The sequence below is a fragment of the Aeromicrobium sp. 50.2.37 genome (assembly GCF_024655735.1).
Lineage (GTDB): Bacteria > Actinomycetota > Actinomycetes > Propionibacteriales > Nocardioidaceae > Aeromicrobium.
Genome location: NZ_JANLGG010000011.1, coordinates 89,968 through 104,959, shown reverse-complemented (window position 1 = coordinate 104,959; position 14,992 = coordinate 89,968). Strand labels below are relative to the sequence as shown.

Here is a 14,992-nt window from a genome sequence, read left to right as displayed (position 1 = left end):
ATCCTCGGCGCCTGAGACCAACCCGTTGCACCCACGACACGAATCCGCCCATCAGCTGATGGGAATCACCGGGACGGGTCAGAGGTCGCTGGAGACGCTCCAGATGTTCACGCCGTCGACGGTGCCGGCGAGGTCGTCGATGCGCGACAGCTCGTCGTCGCTGAAGTCGACGTTCGCCGCGGCGGCGAGGTTCTCGTCCAGCTGCTCGGTCGAGGAGGCGCCGATGAGCGCCGACGTGACGCCGCCGGGCCGCAGCACCCACGAGATCGCGAGCTGGGCGAGGGTCTGGCCGCGCTCCTCGGCGATCGCGTTGAGCCCACGCAGACGCTCCACCATGTCGGGCGTGACGACGTCGTCGGTGAAGGAGCCGCGCTCGCCCGAGCGCTCCGCCGGCTCGTCGCCCAGGTACTTCGAGGTGAGCAGGCCCTGGGCGAGCGGGGTGAAGCCGATCGAGCCCATGCCGTGCTCGTCGAGGACCGACAGCAGGCTCGACCCACCCCCGGCGCCGGTCGCGCCGAACCCGGCGGGGCGCGCATCGGTGCTGCCGGACTCGATCCAGCGGTTGAGCATCGAGTACGACGGCTGGTGGATCACCAGCGGCGTGCCCAGGTCGCGGGCCACCGCGACCGCCTCCGCCGTCATCTCCGGCGAGTACGACGAGATGCCGACGTAGAGCGCCTTGCCCTGGCGGACCGCGGTGTCGAGCGCGCCGATCGTCTCCGCGACCGGCGTGCCGGGGTCGGTGCGGTGGGAGTAGAAGATGTCGACGTACTCGACGCTCATCCGCTCCAGCGACGCGTCGAGGCTGCTGAGCAGGTACTTGCGCGACCCGAGCTTGCCGTAGGGCCCCGGCCACATGTCCCAGCCGGCCTTGCTCGAGAGCACCAGCTCGTCGCGGTACGGCTTGAAGTCGGTGCGCATCATCCGCCCGAAGTTCTCCTCCGCCGAGCCGTACGGCGGGCCGTAGTTGTTGGCGAGGTCGAAGTGGGTGACGCCCTTGTCGAACGCGTGCCGCAGGATCTCCCGCTGCGTCGCGAACGGCCGGTCGTCACCGAAGTTCCACCACAGCCCCAGCGAGATCGGCGGCAGCAGCAGGCCGCTCGTGCCGACCCGGCGGTAGTCCAGGTGGGTGTACCGGTCCTCGGCGGCGACGTACGGACGGTGGGTCTCGGGCACGGCGTCGGCCCAGTAGCGCTCCTCGGTCATGACCCCGACGCTACCGAGGCACGCCACTCCTCACCCGTCGAGCCGATCGTGGGAGGGTGCGGGCATGGTCGTGGCGATCGCGGTGCTGGGCGCGCTGACGTTCCTGGCGGTGGTGAAGGTGCTGCAGCCCACCCTGCTGGCCCACCGTGCACGTGGGCTCGACGACGCCGAGCTGGAGCGTGCGGCACCGTTCCTGCGTCGTGACGACGCGGTGCTGCCCGCGAGCGCCTTCGCGGTGTGCGTGGTCGCCTGCGGTTCGGCCTTCGTGTCGCTCGACGGGTCCTGGGCCCTGTGGCTGGCGGCCGCGGGTGCGGCGGTGGCGCTCGGTGCGGCCGGGCGCGGATCGGCACCACGGGTCGACGCGGTGCTGCGGGCCCGCGGCGTGCCGCTCGGAGGTCGCCCTCGCTACGTCTGGCTCGACCTGACCACGGCGCTCTTCGCGACGACCTGGATCGTGCGGCTCCTGGCCACCCACGCCGCGTTCGAGCCCCTCGCCGTCACCCAGCTGGTGCTTCTGCCGGCCCTCACGGTCTGCGCCGGCGTCGCGGCGTGGGTGGCCCTCCGCGACCCGGCTCGGTGAGCGGCGTCCCAGCGTCTCGGGTGGAACGGGTTCCGACTCGACGTGACGGATCGCCCCCGAGCCGTCACCCTGGACCCATGAAGACGGTGATCGGGGTCGTGGTCGGCACCTGCGCCGTCGCGCTCGTCGCCGCCGCGGCGCTGGGGAAGGCGCCGCTCCTGGTGCTGCCGACCCCGTGGGGCGTCGGCCTCATCGGCGTGGCCATGCTCGCCGTCCTCGCCCAGCCGTCGGCGGCCCGGTCGGCCCGCACGGCCGCCGTGGGCCTGGCCACCGTCGGCTCCGCGGGTGCGGTCGTCGCATGGGTGGCCTGGCTACGCGGCTTCTCGCACGACAACGCGGTCGGTGGCGCTCCCGACGCGATCGACTCCATGGTCGACCTCGGCTCGTCCACCGCTGCGCTCGCCCTCGCCGCGCTGCTGGTGATCGCCGGCTCCGCCTCGTCGATGCCCGGACGCGACCGACCCGACGCCGAGACCACCCCGCTCAACGCCGGCGCCTGAGCTCCTGGACCAGCGGCCGGTCACGACGGGCCGCTTCCGATCAGGCTGGACCGATCAGTGAGGGCGCAGAACGACCAGCGGGACCGGCGTCTCCACACCCGGCCACGTGCCCTCGAGGACCGGCCCGCCCTCGGGCACGGCCTCGTCGAGCACCCGCCGCACGAGCAGGTCGCCGACGGACGTGACCACGACGGTCACGTCGCCCTCCTCGCGGACGTCGACCAGCCCGACCGAGCCGGGATGGGCCTCGTGGCCGGTCCCACGAACCCGGACCGAGGGGTCGACGACGCTCGACGTGCCGTCGGGGAGCTCGCGCACCAGCTCGGCCTGAGTGCCACCGGCGAGGACGGCCGCCGCGAGCGCCGCCACGTGGACGGGGTCGCCGCACCCGTCGTAGACCCACCGCTGACCGAGCACCGAGTGCTCCATGGTGGCCACGAGGTACGGGTCGGCGCCGGCCAGCGGCGCTCCTCGGTACGTCAACGGGACCTGCACGACCGTGCCGTCGGCAGTGCGGACGAGGTGCGTCTCGAGGCCGACCTCGCCGTCGGGATCCTCCAGCCGGTAGGCGCCGAGCACCTCGATCTCGCCGTCACCGGCCCAGGGCCGGTCCGCGAGGTAGGTCGCGAGGACCTCGGGCTTGGTCGGACGGATCTGCGCGCCGCCGTGCAGGAGTGCCATGGGGCGAACCTACGCTCCGGGGCTCACCGCAGGCGGGTGATCTCGACCGAGACGAACAGCTCGGACTCGCCCTGCGTGGAGTAGATGCCGCGCAGCGGGGTGCTGTCGGAGTAGTCGCGTCCACGGGCCACGAGCACGTGGCGCTCGCCGGGCACCACGGCGTTGGTCGGGTCGAAGCCGCGCCAGTCGCCGTCCCAGTACTCGATCCACGCGTGCGACTCGCCCTGCACCGTCTCGCCCACGACGGGCTCGGACGCCGGGTGCAGGTAGCCGGACACGTACCGGGCCGGGATGCCCGCCCGTCGCAGTGCGCCGACCGTCACGTGCGCGAGGTCCTGGCAGACGCCCGCACCGGCCCGCCACGCCTCGGCGGCGGTGGTGGACACGACCGTCGCCCCCGGCAGGTAGCGCAGGTGGCCGTGCACGAGGCCGAAGACCGCGGCCGCGTACTCGCCCGGCGTCGCCGAACCGGCCCGCAGGTCGTCGAGCTGCGCCTCGAGGGCGATGTCGGGCCGGACCCAGTCGTCCAGGACCAGGAACTCGCACCACTCGTCGGACACGGCCGGCAGGGCGTCCCAGCCCACCGTCGGCTCGTCGACCGGGTGCGGGGTGCTCTCGACCGTCGACGTCGCGACCACGGTGAGCGCGTCGTGCGGCTCGTGCACCTCGAACGCGGTGACCACGGTCCCCCAGTAGTCGCGGTACTCCTGCGACCAGGCCGTGGGGGTCACCTCGATGCGCGAGCGCAGCACGAACTGGTCGGACGTCGTCAGCGGCGTCAGGCGCGCCTCGTTGTAGGAGGCCGCCGCACCCTCGTCGTACGTGAAGCCGGTGACGTGGCGGATGCGCAGCTGCATGGGACGACCCGAGCCGCCGCCCTGCGTCTGGGACTGGACCTGACCGTTCACAGCGCCACCCCACCCGTCCACGCGTGGTTCTCCGAGTGCGAGAAGTAGCGCGCCGAGACCGCCTCGCTGGCCGCCCCGCAGGTGCGCTGGAGCCGCTCCATCTCGATCGGCATCGCCTCGACGATCTCGGCCAGGGGCCGGTACTCCAGCTCGGTGCGCGCCCGACCGAGCAGACGCTGCGCCTCGTCGCCGAACCCTGACCGCTGGCCACGGGCCTCGAGGCGGCTCAGTGCTCGTTCGGCCTCCATCAGCGCCGAGACCACCGACCGCGGGAACCAGCGGTCGAGCAGCAGGAACTCCGCCGCCTGGCGGTCGCCGTCGAGCCCGCGGTACGCCCGGATGAACGCCTCGTAGGCCCCGCAGGCGCGCAACGTCGTGGGCCACGCGACCTGGGTGTCCGACGCGAGCGCCGCGGTCGAGAGCAGCCGAGCGGTCATGTCGACCCGCTCGATGCTGCGACCGAGCACGAAGAAGTTCCAGCCCTCGTCGCGCGGCATGGTGCCGTCGGCGATGCCGTTGATCATGGCCGTGCGGTTGCGCACCCACGCGAACATGTCCGGCGGCCGCTTCGTGCGCGCCGACGGCAGCCCACGCCACATGGTGTTGATCGACGCCCAGATGTCGGTCGACAACGTCTCGCGGGCACCGCGGGCCCCCTCGCGCGCGGCCGTGATCGCCGCGGCGATCGAGCTGGGCGAGTCGACGTTGTGGGCCAGCAGGTCGAGGATCGTCCACCGGTTGATCGACCCGGCGTAGTCCTCGACGCCCATGACGCTCAGCAGCTGCTCGCACGACGCGGCCTCGTCGATGGCCGGGTCCTCCACCAGCACCTGCAGCTGGACGTCGAGGATGCGCGCGGTGTCATCGGCGCGCTCGAGGTAGCGGCCGATCCAGAACAACGACTCGGCAATGCGGCTCAGCATCCGCCCGCCACCTCTCGCTGGGGGTCATCGGCGGGCTCGAGGTAGCGGCCGATCCAGGACAACGACTCGGCGATGCGGCTCGGCATCAGGCACCTCCACCGATCTGGGACTGGGTCTGCCCGTCCTGGGTCTGCGTCTGGACGGACCGCTTGGGCACCTTGTCCGACACGTCGTCGTCCTCGTCGACCGTGTCCTTCGGGTCGGCGGGCGTGAAGGGGTCCGCCAGCACCCAGGTGTCCTTGGAGCCACCGCCGCGCGAGGAGTTCACGATCAGCTCGCCCTCGGGCAGCGCCACGCGCGTGAGGCCGCCGGGCAGCACGTACACGTCGTCGCCGTCGTTCACCGCGAACGGACGCAGGTCGACGTGCCGCGGCCGGATGCCCTGCTCCACGAGCGTCGGGACGGTCGACAGCGACACGACCGGCTGGGCGATCCACGCGCGCGGGTCGGCGTGGATCTTGCCGCGCAGCTCGTCGAGCTCCTCGGCCGACGCCGCCGGGCCGATGACGATGCCCTTGCCGCCGGACCCGTCCACCGGCTTGAGGACCAGCTCGTCGAGCCGGTCGAGGACCTCCTCGCGCTGGTCGGCATCGCCCAGGCGCCAGGTGTCGACGTTGGAGAGGATGGGGTCCTCGCCCAGGTAGTAGCGGATGAGGTCGGGGACGTAGGTGTAGATCAGCTTGTCGTCGGCCACGCCGTTGCCCACGGCGTTGGCGATCGTCACGTTGCCCGCGCGGGCCGCGTTCACGAGGCCGGGGACGCCGAGCACCGACTCGGGGACGAACTGCATCGGGTCGAGGTACTCGTCGTCGATGCGCCGGTAGATGACGTGCACCGGCTCCAGCCCGCGGGTGGTGCGCATGGACACGCGGCCCTGCTGGCAGACCAGGTCGCGGCCCTCGACCAGCTCGACACCCATCGTGCGCGCGAGCAGCGTGTGCTCGAAGTAGGCGGAGTTGTAGACGCCCGGGGTGAGCACCACGACGTTCGGGTCGCTCACGCCCGACGGTGCCGACGCCCGCAGCGCGGCGAGCAGGTTGCGCGAGTACTGCTGCACCGGGCGGATGCGGTGGTCCGCGAAGACCTCCGGCAGCGCGGCGGACATGGCCGGCCGGTTCGTCATGACGTAGGAGACGCCCGACGGGACGCGGCAGTTGTCCTCCAGCACCCGGAACCGGCCGTCGCCGTCGCGGATGAGGTCGATGCCGGAGATGTGCACCCGCACCCCGTTGGGAGGCTCCAGCCCGGCCACGACGCGGTGGTAGTGCGGCGACGTCAGCACCGTCTCGCGCGGGACGACGCCGTCGGTGAACACCTCGCCCGGGCCGTAGACGTCGGCCAGGAACGCCTCGAGCGCCTTGACCCGCTGCCGCACGCCCGTGTCGACGTGCGCCCAGTCGGCCGCCTCGATGATCCGGGGGACGATGTCGAGCGGGAAGGGCCGCTCCTCGCCCCCGACGCCGAACGTGACGCCCTGGTCGAGGTAGGCCGACGCGAGCGACTCCGCACGCGAGCGGATCTCCTCGTTGCCCATCTGCGAGAAGGCGGAGTGCACCCGGGCGTACTCGCTGCGCAGGCTGTCGCCGTCGAACATCTCGTCGAACCCGGCCACGGGTCCGTAGCCGTCGAAGAGGTGCGCGTCGCTCACGTGGCCACCCTAGGCAGAGGAGGTGTCGGTCGTGTTTCGTCTCCTGTCTAGCGGACCCGGCCCCGTCGTGCACCCCCGCCGGGGATCGCGCGGACGGCCACCGAGTCGCATCGAGGGCACAGGACTCCTAGGGTCGAGCCATGAGCGACGACGGGGGCGGACCGGACGAGAAGCCCGGCATCAAGGAGCGGATCGCTGCGACGAGCCCGTTCCTGGCCCACGTGATCCGGATGCTCGACCACTACGGACAGCGCCGCGGGAACCTGGCCGCCGGTGGGGCCACCTACTTCGGCTTCCTCAGCTTCTTCCCTCTCCTGGCGGTCTCGTTCGCGGTCGTCGGCCAGCTGGCCGAGGTCTACCCCGACGCCCAGCAGGACTTCGTCGACGCCCTCGGCGGCGTGCTGCCGGGGATCGTGTCGGTCGACCCGGCGCCCGGGCGCATCGCGCTCTCCGACATCGCCTCCAACGCGCCCGCCATCTACACGATCGGTCTGGCCACGGCGCTGTACGCCGGGCTCAACTGGGTCAGCGGGCTGCGCGACGGGCTCAACCAGATGCTCGACCTGCCCACCACGGAGGCCGGCAACATCGTCAAGGCCAAGGGAACCGACCTGGTGACCCTCGTCGTGCTGGGCTTGGTGCTCGTGGCGTCGGTGTCGATCGGTGGTCTGCCGGTCGCGCTCGGGTCGACGATCCTCGACGCGATCGGCCTGTCCGGCGTGGTCGGCACCGTGCTGCTGACGATCGTCTCGGTCGCGGTCGGCGTGGCCGTCAGCACCCTGCTGTTCTGGGCAATCTTCCGCCTGCTGCCGAAGCCCGACCTCCCGGCCGCTGCCCTGTGGCGCGGCGCGCTGTTCTCGGCGGTCGGCTTCGAGCTGATCAAGCAGTTCGCCAGCCTGATCCTCCGTGGCGCGAGCTCGGTGCCCGTCGCCTCGCTCGCGATCGCACTGACCCTGGTCGTCTGGATCTACTACTTCTCCCGGCTCGTGATGTACGGCGTCTCGTGGGCCTGCACCGACGAGGTGACCCTGGCCGAGATCGCCGCGCTCGAGGGCGCGACGCGCGGTGAGGACGGGCGCGACGGGGTGGTCGACGACGACGGGGCGTGGGTCGAGGACGACGTGGTGAAGGTCGAGCCGGCCGACGTCGGCTACGTGCGTCCGCTGGCCGTCGGGTTCGGCCTGGGCGCCCTGCTCGGTGGGTTCCTCGGCCGGTCCACGCGCGACGACTGAGCCGGGCCGTACCCTGGGGCGGTGAGCGACCAGGCCGAGGGCGACGTCCGGCGCGCGGTGTCCCGCACCATGAGCGCCGAGGAGACGGCCGCGCTGCAGAAGGTGCGCCGTCGCACGACCGCCATCTGCTTCTTCGTCGTGGCGATCCACGGCGTCATCGGTCTCGTGGTGGTGGCCGAGGTCATCGCCGGCCAGGACCGCCGCGGCGGGGCGATCGTGCTCGTGGTCATGTCGGCCCTGCTCGCCGTGGGCATCAGCATCGCCACCCGGGCGATCCTCGCCGCGACGCCCTACCTCTCGTGGCCGTGGGCGCTCGTCTCCCTCGTGCCCTCGGCCGCCGGGCTCTTCTGGGTGCTCTGACCACCCACCCGACACGTCGTCCTCGCCCCCCGAAGTCGGGCGCGGCGGCTACGCTGGTCGCGGAAAGGGTGCGCCCATGGCCGACCACGTGCTCGTCCTCAACGCCAGCTACGAGCCGCTGCAACGTGTCTCGCTGCGCCACGCCATCAAGATGCTCGTGCGCGAGGTGGCGGTCATCGAGGAGGAGGACGAGGGCACGTTCGGCCCGTTCCCCAAGCCCAAGGTGCTGCGGCTGGTGCGCTACGTCGTGACCCGCTGGCGACATCGCCGGGGTCACCTGTGCACCAAGTCGGCCGTCAAGGCGCGCGACAAGATGTGCGGGTACTGCGGTGGCCGGGCCGAGACCGTCGACCACATTGTCCCGCGCAGCCGCGGGGGCACGCTCAGCTGGGAGAACGCCGTGGCCGCGTGCCTGCGCTGCAACCACCGCAAGGCCGACCGAACCCCCGCCGAGGCCGGCATGACGCTGCTCGTCACCCCCGCCGTCCCGCCACCGGGGTTCCTCGTCGGCTGACCGGTCGTCCCGTCGCTGCGTGGCGCCCACCGGGCCAGGCGCCGCGTCCTACGATGGGAGCGCACACGGAAGAGGTGGCGATGACCGAGCGGCGGGCCCTGGGGGCCGGTGACGAGCTCGACGGGCGCTACGTGCTGCAGGACCTCGTCACCGAGAAGCTCGGCGCCAGCACCTGGCGTGCGCACGACACCGTCCTGGCGCGCAACGTCGGCATCGAGATGCTGCCGAGCACCGACCCGCGTGCCGACAACTTCCTCGAGGCCGCCCGCCAGTCGACCACCGTCACCGACCCCCGCTTCCTGCGCGTGCTCGACCTCGTGGAGTCCGACCACGACCACCACGTCGTCGTCCGGGAGTGGGCGCGGGCCTTCCCCCTCGACCAGCTGCTGCGGCAGTCGGCGCTGCCGAACCGCCGCGCGGCCACCGTGGTCGCCGAGGTCGCCGAGGCACTGGCCCACGCCCACGAGAAGAACCTCTTCCACCGACGACTGACCCCGCACCACGTGCTGCTCAAGCAGACCGGTGCCGTGCGCATCGTCGGTCTGGGGGTGGCCACCGCCCTCGCCCCCGCCGGTCATCGCGACACCTTCGACGACCTGCAGGCGTACGAGCAGATGGACGTCGAGGCCCTGGGCAAGCTGCTCTACGCCTGCCTGGTGAGCCGGTGGCCCGGAGTCCCCGTCGACGGCCTGCGGTCGGCCCCCGTCGAGCACGGCCGGCTCCTGCGCCCCCGACAGGTGAGGGCCGGCGTCTCGCGCGACGTCGACGCCGTGTGCGACCGGATCCTCGGCCGTCCGCCGATGCACCACCGCACCCCGCTGCGCACGGCCGCCGACATCGCCCGGGCCCTGCGGCTGACCGGTGAGGACGAGTCGGAGGTGGACGACCCGAGCCCGCTGCACATCTCGTCGCCCGACCTGCTGCGGCTCGACCCGGTGATCGTGCCGGCCGGGCCACCCCCGGGCCTGGAGCCGCCACGCCGCCGACCCAAGGCCTTCGAGCCGGCCCCGCCCACCACCTTCGAGCGGGGTGTCTCCCGCGCCAGGCGAGCCACGTCGACCGGTGATCGCAAGCTCGTGCTCGCCGGCATCGCCATGGTGCTCCTGATCGCTGCCGGACTGGCCTTCGTGGTCGGACGGTCCACCGACGACGACGCCCCCGTCGCCGGGACCACCACCGGTGGCGATCGCACCGCGGTCGAGACCCTGCCGGTGGTCGACGTCCGGGACCTCGATCCCCAGGGAGAGGACGGCGAGGAGAACCCGGACGAGGTGGCGCTGGCCGTCGACGGGGACCCCGACACGGCCTGGCGCACCTCGACCTACTTCAACCGCGCCGATCTCGGCGGCCTCAAGGACGGCGTCGGGCTGGTGCTCGACCTCGGTGGCCCGCGGGAGGTCGAGTCGGTGCGTGTGCTCCTCGGCGGTGCAGGCACGTCGCTGTCGGTGTACGCCTCCAGCCCCGGGGGCGACGTGCCCACGCGGCTCGCCGACCTGCAGCGCATCGCGGCGCTCGACGATGTCGGCAGCGACGTCACGGTGAGCTTCCCCGAGGGCACCTACACGCGTCGGATCGTCCTGTGGCTCACCCGGCTCCCCGAGGTCAGGCCCGGCGACTTCCAGGGCGAGGTGCGTGAGGTCACCGTGCAGGGCCGCCGCTGACCCGTGAGGTCGACGGTGCCTGGAATGTTCGGCACCTAGACTGCGTTGCAGCAGGAAGAGACTCGTCTACGAGAAGGCATCCATGAGCACCCAGTCGTCCACCGATGGCGTCCGCAACCTGATCATCATCGGCTCCGGCCCGTCCGGCTACACCGCGGCCGTGTACGCCGCCCGCGCCAACCTGGAGCCCCTCGTGTTCGAGGGCTCGGTCACCGCCGGTGGTGCCCTCATGAACACCACCGACGTCGAGAACTTCCCCGGCTTCCCCGACGGCATCATGGGCCCGGCCCTGATGGACAACTTCCGCGCCCAGGCCGAGCGCTTCGGCGCCGAGCTGATCTCCGACGACGTCACCGAGGTCGACCTCACCGGCGACGTCAAGACCGTGAGCCTGGCCGACGGGAGCACCTACCGTGCCCACGCCGTCGTGCTGGCCATGGGCTCGGGCTACCGCAAGCTCGGCGTCGACCGTGAGGACGAGCTGTCCGGCCACGGCGTGAGCTGGTGCGCCACGTGCGACGGCTTCTTCTTCCGCGAGCAGAACATCGTGGTCGTCGGTGGCGGTGACTCCGCCGTCGAGGAGGCCACCTTCCTCACCCGGTTCGCCTCCAAGGTCACGCTGGTGCACCGTCGCGACGAGCTGCGCGCGTCCAAGATCATGCAGGACCGGGCCATCGCCAACGACAAGATCGAGTTCGCCTGGAACTCCGAGGTCGCCGAGCTGCACGGCGAGGGCCGGCTCGAGAAGGTCACCCTGCGCGACACGGTGACCGGCGAGACCCGCGACCTCGACGCGACGGGCCTGTTCATCGCGATCGGCCACGACCCGCGCTCGGAGCTGCTCACCGGCCAGGTCGACCTCAACGACGAGGGCTACGTGCTGGTCAAGCCCGGCAGCACGGCGACGAACCTGCCCGGCGTGTTCGCCGCGGGGGACCTCGTCGACCACACCTACCGCCAGGCCATCACGGCCGCCGGCACCGGCTGCTCGGCCGCGCTCGACGCCGAGCGGTTCCTCGCCGACATGGAGCAGGCCGGACTGCCCGCTCCCGACGTCGCCATGGCCCAGTACGCCGAGTGACCTGCACGCCCACCGACCACCCCGACCCCACCTGCTGAAGGAGAACCCCATGCCTGACATCACCCCCGTCACCGACGCCGACTTCGACGAGAAGGTCCTCAAGGCCGACGGCCCCGTGCTCGTCGACTTCTGGGCCAGCTGGTGCGGCCCGTGCCGCCAGCTCGCCCCGATCCTCGAGGAGATCGCCGCCGAGAAGGGCGAGGCGCTCACCATCGTCAAGATGGACGCCGACGCCAACCCCGTCACCCCGTCGCAGTACCGGGTCACCGGCCTGCCGACGATGAACCTCTACTACAAGGGCGAGGTCGTGAAGTCGATCGTCGGCGTCCGCCCCAAGTCGGCCATCCTCGGCGAGCTGTCCGAGTACGCCTGACCCGCAGCACGACGCGAAGCCCCCGGTGCCACGGCGTCGGGGGCTTCGTCGTTCCCGGGGGACGTCCGGCAGGGACCTGGTGGACGCCGGGCTGCGCCTCGACCTCCGGATGCGCTGCTCCGGCTGGGCTCTCGCCTGCTGCTGCGTCGCTGTGGCGGCGCCTCGACCTCCGGCTGCGCTGCTCCGGCTGGACTCTCGCCTGCTGCTGCGCCGCTGTGGCTGCGAGCGGGCTCGTTCTCCGAAAGGGCCTCGACCGGAGCAGGGGCTCTGGGCCCGGGTGGGTCTGCGGAGCGCGGCCACGATTCTTCATCTGCGCGGGATCCACGCATGATTCGTCCTTCGCGTCGACCGTGCCTCGCGAAGGAAGCATCGTGGCGACGACCAGGGGCCCGGACGGGTAGGGATTCTCCCTTTCCGTGGAACGGTCCGCGCAAAGGGAGAATCCCTACCCCACCGCCGCGCACCATCGCCCCTACAGACGCAGGATTCTGCCTTCACGTGCACCAACCCGAACGATGCTGCGTTCACGACCGGATCCCGTAGCGAACGAAGCATCCTTCGACCCTTCACGCACGAACGCAGAACCTTGCGTCACCCCGAGCCACGCCCCCGAGAACCCAGCCGACCCCGGACCCATCCGCCGGTCGAGGCCCTTTCGGAGACCGACCCGCCTCGCAACCACAGCAACGCAGCAGCAGGAGAAGACCCAGCCGGAGCGACGCAGCAGTGGCTACATCCAGAGCGCGCCAGGACATCGACGAAACGTTAAAGCAATTTATCGATTTGTCGATTTATAGGCTTGTTGATCGGCAGATCAGTGGTTCCGCGGCGGGTCCATCATCGCCACGATGCGCTCCAGGTCGTCGATCGTCGCGAACTCCACGGTGATCTTGCCCTTGGCCTTGCCGAGGTCGACCTTCACCCGGGTGTCGTAGCGCTCGGACAGGCGGGAGGCGAGGTCGGCCAGGCGGGGTGCCGAGATGCTGCGGCCCTGGGTGCGGGACCGTGAGGACGCCTGGTCGTCCGTGTCGCCGAACTTCACGATCTCCTCGAGCGCCCGCACCGAGATGCCCTCGGCCACCACGCGGGCGGCCAGCCGGTCCTGCACCTCGGGGTTGCTCACCGAGAGCAGCGCACGAGCGTGACCGGCCGAGAGCACACCGGCCGCCACGCGTCGCTGGACCGCGGGCGGCAGCTTCATGAGGCGCAGCGTGTTGGTGACCTGAGGACGGGAGCGACCGATCCGGTCGGCCAGCTCCTCCTGCGTGCAGCCGAAGTCCTCGAGGAGCTGCTGGTACGCGGCCGCCTCCTCCAACGGGTTCAGCTGCGAACGGTGCAGGTTCTCCAGCAGCGCGTCGCGTAGCAGGTCCTCGTCGGTGGTGTCCCGCACGATCGCGCCGATGGTGTCGACGCCGGCGAGCCGGCTCGCGCGCCACCGGCGCTCGCCCATGATCAGCTCGAACGAGCCCGGGGACGCCTCACGCACGACCACCGGCTGGAGGAGGCCGACCTCCTTGATGGAGTGCACGAGCTCGGACATGTCCTGCTCGTCGAACACCTGACGCGGCTGGCGAGGGTTCGCCACGATGGCGTCCAGGGGCAGCTCGGCGAAGCGGGCGCCCGCGACCTCCTTGAGGCCCGACGCCTCGGCCTCGGCGGGGGTCGAGGGGATCAACGACTCCAGGCCTCGTCCGAGTCCACGGCGTGGTGCCATCATGCATCCCCTTCACTGGTGTGGGCGGCCTGCGCGATCTCGCGGGCCGCCTCGAGGTACGACAACGCCCCGGACGAACCGGGATCGTAGGTCAGGACCGTCTGCTGGTAGCTGGGTGCCTCCGAGATGCGCACCGAGCGCGGGATCGCCGTGGCCAGCACCTTCGGTCCGAAGTGCTCGCGCACCTGCTCGGCCACGCCGGCCGACAAGCGGGTGCGGGCATCGAACATGGTCAGCAGGATGGTCGAGATCTCGAGCCGCTGGTTCAGGTGGGCGCGCACAAGCTCGATGTTGCGCACCAGCTGACCGAGGCCCTCGAGCGCGTAGTACTCGCACTGGATCGGGATGAGGACCTCACGCGCCGCCACCAGGGCGTTCACCGTGAGCAGACCCAGGGACGGTGGGCAGTCGATGATCACGTAGTCGATACGGTCCCCCGCACGCTCCCGCTCCTGCAGGTGGGTCTCGAGCGCCCGCTTCAGCCTGGTCTCACGCGCCACGAGCGAGACGAGCTCGATCTCTGCGCCGGCGAGGTCGATGGTGGCGGGCAGGACGGTCAGTCCCTCGAGCTGTGGTGCGCGCTGCACCAGGTCGCTCATCGGCACGTCCTCCACGAGAGCCTCGTAGACCCCCGGTGTGCCCTCGCTGTGCGGGATGTCGAGGGCTGTCGACGCATTGCCCTGCGGATCGAGGTCCACCACGAGGATGCGCAGACCCTTCTGCGCCAGCGCGGCGGCCACGTTCACTGCGGTGGTCGTCTTCCCGACGCCACCCTTCTGGTTCGCGACGACGAAGACGCGGGTCGAGGACGGGCGCGGCAGCTGGCTGGTGCTGCGGGCGCGGCGGGCCAGGTCCACGTGGTCCTGGGCCTCGCGGGCCAAGGGCGTCGAGTCGTCCGGCAGCGGCGTCGCCGCGGCCGTCTCGGCCGCCGTGGCGGCGTAGCTCGATGCGGGGCTCGCCTGCTCGGAGATGCCGTGCAGCGGGTGTGTTTCACGTGAAACGCCACCACGATCGCCTCCACCGTCATGGGCGCTCACCTCGTCACCTCCACCACCGTCGTCGGGACCTCGACCTCACCGTACGTCCGGATCAGCGTATCGGTGGCACCGAGTCGTCCGAGCGTGCGCTTCGCGTCCTTGACCTCCTCGGGTGCCGACTGTCCCTTGAGTGCGAGCAGGACACCTCCCGGCTTCACCAGGGGCATGCACCACTTCGCCAGCTTCTCCAGGGCGGCCACCGCGCGAGCGGTCACGACGTCGAAGGTCTCGTCGACATCCTCGGCACGCGAGCGCAGCACGCGGACGTTGCTCAGACCGAGCTCTGCCACCACCTCGTCGAGGAAGGTCGTCCGACGCAGGAGCGGTTCGATCAGCGTCACGTCCAGGTCGGGCCGGCCGATCGCCCACACCAGACCCGGCAAGCCGGCCCCGGAGCCGACATCGGCCACGGTCGCTCCCTGCGGCAGGCGAGGCAGCACCACACCACTGTTCACCAGGTGCCGGTCCCACAGACGCGGCACCTCGCGGGGCCCGATCATTCCCCGCTCGACGCCGTCGGTCGCGAGGATGCCGGCGTACCGCGAGACCAGAGGCAGCTGGTCATGGAACACCC

Annotated in this window: 16 protein-coding genes and 1 pseudogene; 8 read left to right on the top strand and 9 right to left on the bottom strand. The window is 71.4% G+C overall.

Annotated features, from left to right (window positions below):
- Positions 1-78: 78 nt before the first annotated feature.
- Entirely contained in the window at positions 79-1,206 is a 1,128-nt protein-coding gene (locus tag NUV38_RS07950) for an aldo/keto reductase (protein ID WP_257728607.1), read from the bottom strand.
- A gap of 64 nt (positions 1,207-1,270) precedes the next feature.
- Between NUV38_RS07950 and NUV38_RS07945 the strand changes: the two genes are divergently transcribed.
- Positions 1,271-1,786, top strand: coding sequence for a hypothetical protein (locus NUV38_RS07945; protein WP_257728606.1), 516 nt, complete (start codon positions 1,271-1,273; stop codon positions 1,784-1,786).
- 77 nt (positions 1,787-1,863) lie between these two features.
- Positions 1,864-2,286 (top strand): hypothetical protein, encoded by a 423-nt coding sequence (locus tag NUV38_RS07940; protein ID WP_257728605.1) that lies wholly within the window; start codon positions 1,864-1,866, stop codon positions 2,284-2,286.
- Positions 2,287-2,340: 54 nt separating this feature from the next.
- On the opposite strand, the gene NUV38_RS07935 is transcribed toward NUV38_RS07940, so the two are convergent.
- The 5 genes and pseudogenes from NUV38_RS07935 to NUV38_RS07915 form a co-directional block, all read right to left on the bottom strand.
- On the bottom strand, positions 2,341-2,967 hold the full coding sequence (locus NUV38_RS07935; RefSeq protein ID WP_257728604.1) for a hypothetical protein: 627 nt from the start codon (positions 2,965-2,967) through the stop codon (positions 2,341-2,343).
- Positions 2,968-2,990: 23 nt separating this feature from the next.
- Positions 2,991-3,824: a transglutaminase family protein gene (locus NUV38_RS07930; protein WP_257728603.1), complete on the bottom strand. Its 834-nt coding sequence runs from the start codon at positions 3,822-3,824 to the stop codon at positions 2,991-2,993.
- Positions 3,825-3,871: 47 nt separating this feature from the next.
- Positions 3,872-4,798, bottom strand: a complete 927-nt coding sequence (locus NUV38_RS07925; RefSeq protein WP_055962403.1) for an alpha-E domain-containing protein — start codon at positions 4,796-4,798, stop codon at positions 3,872-3,874.
- A complete protein-coding gene (locus tag NUV38_RS07920) occupies positions 4,792-4,884 on the bottom strand; it encodes an alpha-E domain-containing protein (RefSeq protein ID WP_257728602.1) in 93 nt (30 codons plus the stop codon). The genes NUV38_RS07925 and NUV38_RS07920 overlap by 7 nt, the downstream gene beginning before the upstream one ends.
- Positions 4,885-5,015: 131 nt before the next feature.
- Positions 5,016-6,392 (bottom strand): annotated as a pseudogene (locus NUV38_RS07915) (circularly permuted type 2 ATP-grasp protein); the annotation flags it as partial.
- A 194-nt stretch (positions 6,393-6,586) separates the two neighbouring features.
- Between NUV38_RS07915 and NUV38_RS07910 the strand changes: the two are divergent.
- The 6 genes from NUV38_RS07910 (at position 6,587) to trxA (ending at position 11,667) form a co-directional block, all read left to right on the top strand.
- On the top strand, positions 6,587-7,678 hold the full coding sequence (locus tag NUV38_RS07910; protein WP_257728600.1) for a YihY/virulence factor BrkB family protein: 1,092 nt from the start codon (positions 6,587-6,589) through the stop codon (positions 7,676-7,678).
- Positions 7,679-7,699: 21 nt separating this feature from the next.
- A complete protein-coding gene (locus tag NUV38_RS07905) occupies positions 7,700-8,038 on the top strand; it encodes a hypothetical protein (protein ID WP_257728599.1) in 339 nt (112 codons plus the stop codon).
- Between the two features lie 76 nt (positions 8,039-8,114).
- Positions 8,115-8,552, top strand: coding sequence for an HNH endonuclease (locus tag NUV38_RS07900; protein ID WP_257728598.1), 438 nt, complete (start codon positions 8,115-8,117; stop codon positions 8,550-8,552).
- Positions 8,553-8,632: 80 nt separating this feature from the next.
- Positions 8,633-10,213, top strand: a complete 1,581-nt coding sequence (locus tag NUV38_RS07895; protein WP_257728597.1) for a protein kinase family protein — start codon at positions 8,633-8,635, stop codon at positions 10,211-10,213.
- An 82-nt stretch (positions 10,214-10,295) separates the two neighbouring features.
- Positions 10,296-11,294, top strand: coding sequence for a thioredoxin-disulfide reductase (trxB, locus tag NUV38_RS07890; RefSeq protein ID WP_257728596.1), 999 nt, complete (start codon positions 10,296-10,298; stop codon positions 11,292-11,294).
- A 49-nt stretch (positions 11,295-11,343) separates the two neighbouring features.
- Positions 11,344-11,667, top strand: coding sequence for a thioredoxin (gene trxA, locus NUV38_RS07885; protein WP_055966076.1), 324 nt, complete (start codon positions 11,344-11,346; stop codon positions 11,665-11,667).
- Between the two features lie 814 nt (positions 11,668-12,481).
- On the opposite strand, the gene NUV38_RS07880 is transcribed toward trxA, so the two are convergent.
- From NUV38_RS07880 to rsmG, 3 genes are read right to left on the bottom strand one after another with little or no spacing between them, the layout of a single operon-like run.
- Positions 12,482-13,384 (bottom strand): ParB/RepB/Spo0J family partition protein, encoded by a 903-nt coding sequence (locus NUV38_RS07880; protein ID WP_374626491.1) that lies wholly within the window; start codon positions 13,382-13,384, stop codon positions 12,482-12,484.
- Positions 13,381-14,418, bottom strand: coding sequence for a ParA family protein (locus NUV38_RS07875; protein ID WP_374626488.1), 1,038 nt, complete (start codon positions 14,416-14,418; stop codon positions 13,381-13,383). The genes NUV38_RS07880 and NUV38_RS07875 overlap by 4 nt, the downstream gene beginning before the upstream one ends.
- A complete protein-coding gene (gene rsmG / locus NUV38_RS07870) occupies positions 14,415-14,990 on the bottom strand; it encodes a 16S rRNA (guanine(527)-N(7))-methyltransferase RsmG (RefSeq protein ID WP_308219668.1) in 576 nt (191 codons plus the stop codon). Before rsmG ends, NUV38_RS07875 begins: the two co-directional genes overlap by 4 nt.
- Between the last annotated feature and the right edge of the window lie 2 nt (positions 14,991-14,992).

Excerpts from the sequence above, each read along its gene's own strand:
- trxB (WP_257728596.1), top strand. The coding sequence starts at position 10,296 with ATGAGCACCCAGTCGTCCACCGATGGCGTCCGCAACCTGATCATCATC.
- NUV38_RS07935 (WP_257728604.1), bottom strand. The coding sequence starts at position 2,967 with ATGGCACTCCTGCACGGCGGCGCGCAGATCCGTCCGACCAAGCCCGAG.
- NUV38_RS07910 (WP_257728600.1), top strand. The coding sequence starts at position 6,587 with ATGAGCGACGACGGGGGCGGACCGGACGAGAAGCCCGGCATCAAGGAG.
- NUV38_RS07930 (WP_257728603.1), bottom strand. The coding sequence starts at position 3,824 with ATGCAGCTGCGCATCCGCCACGTCACCGGCTTCACGTACGACGAGGGT.
- NUV38_RS07940 (WP_257728605.1), top strand. The coding sequence starts at position 1,864 with ATGAAGACGGTGATCGGGGTCGTGGTCGGCACCTGCGCCGTCGCGCTC.
- NUV38_RS07880 (WP_374626491.1), bottom strand. The coding sequence starts at position 13,384 with ATGATGGCACCACGCCGTGGACTCGGACGAGGCCTGGAGTCGTTGATC.
- trxA (WP_055966076.1), top strand. The coding sequence starts at position 11,344 with ATGCCTGACATCACCCCCGTCACCGACGCCGACTTCGACGAGAAGGTC.
- NUV38_RS07925 (WP_055962403.1), bottom strand. The coding sequence starts at position 4,798 with ATGCTGAGCCGCATTGCCGAGTCGTTGTTCTGGATCGGCCGCTACCTC.
- NUV38_RS07920 (WP_257728602.1), bottom strand. The coding sequence starts at position 4,884 with ATGCCGAGCCGCATCGCCGAGTCGTTGTCCTGGATCGGCCGCTACCTC.
- NUV38_RS07945 (WP_257728606.1), top strand. The coding sequence starts at position 1,271 with ATGGTCGTGGCGATCGCGGTGCTGGGCGCGCTGACGTTCCTGGCGGTG.
- NUV38_RS07950 (WP_257728607.1), bottom strand. The coding sequence starts at position 1,206 with ATGACCGAGGAGCGCTACTGGGCCGACGCCGTGCCCGAGACCCACCGT.
- NUV38_RS07895 (WP_257728597.1), top strand. The coding sequence starts at position 8,633 with ATGACCGAGCGGCGGGCCCTGGGGGCCGGTGACGAGCTCGACGGGCGC.
- NUV38_RS07900 (WP_257728598.1), top strand. The coding sequence starts at position 8,115 with ATGGCCGACCACGTGCTCGTCCTCAACGCCAGCTACGAGCCGCTGCAA.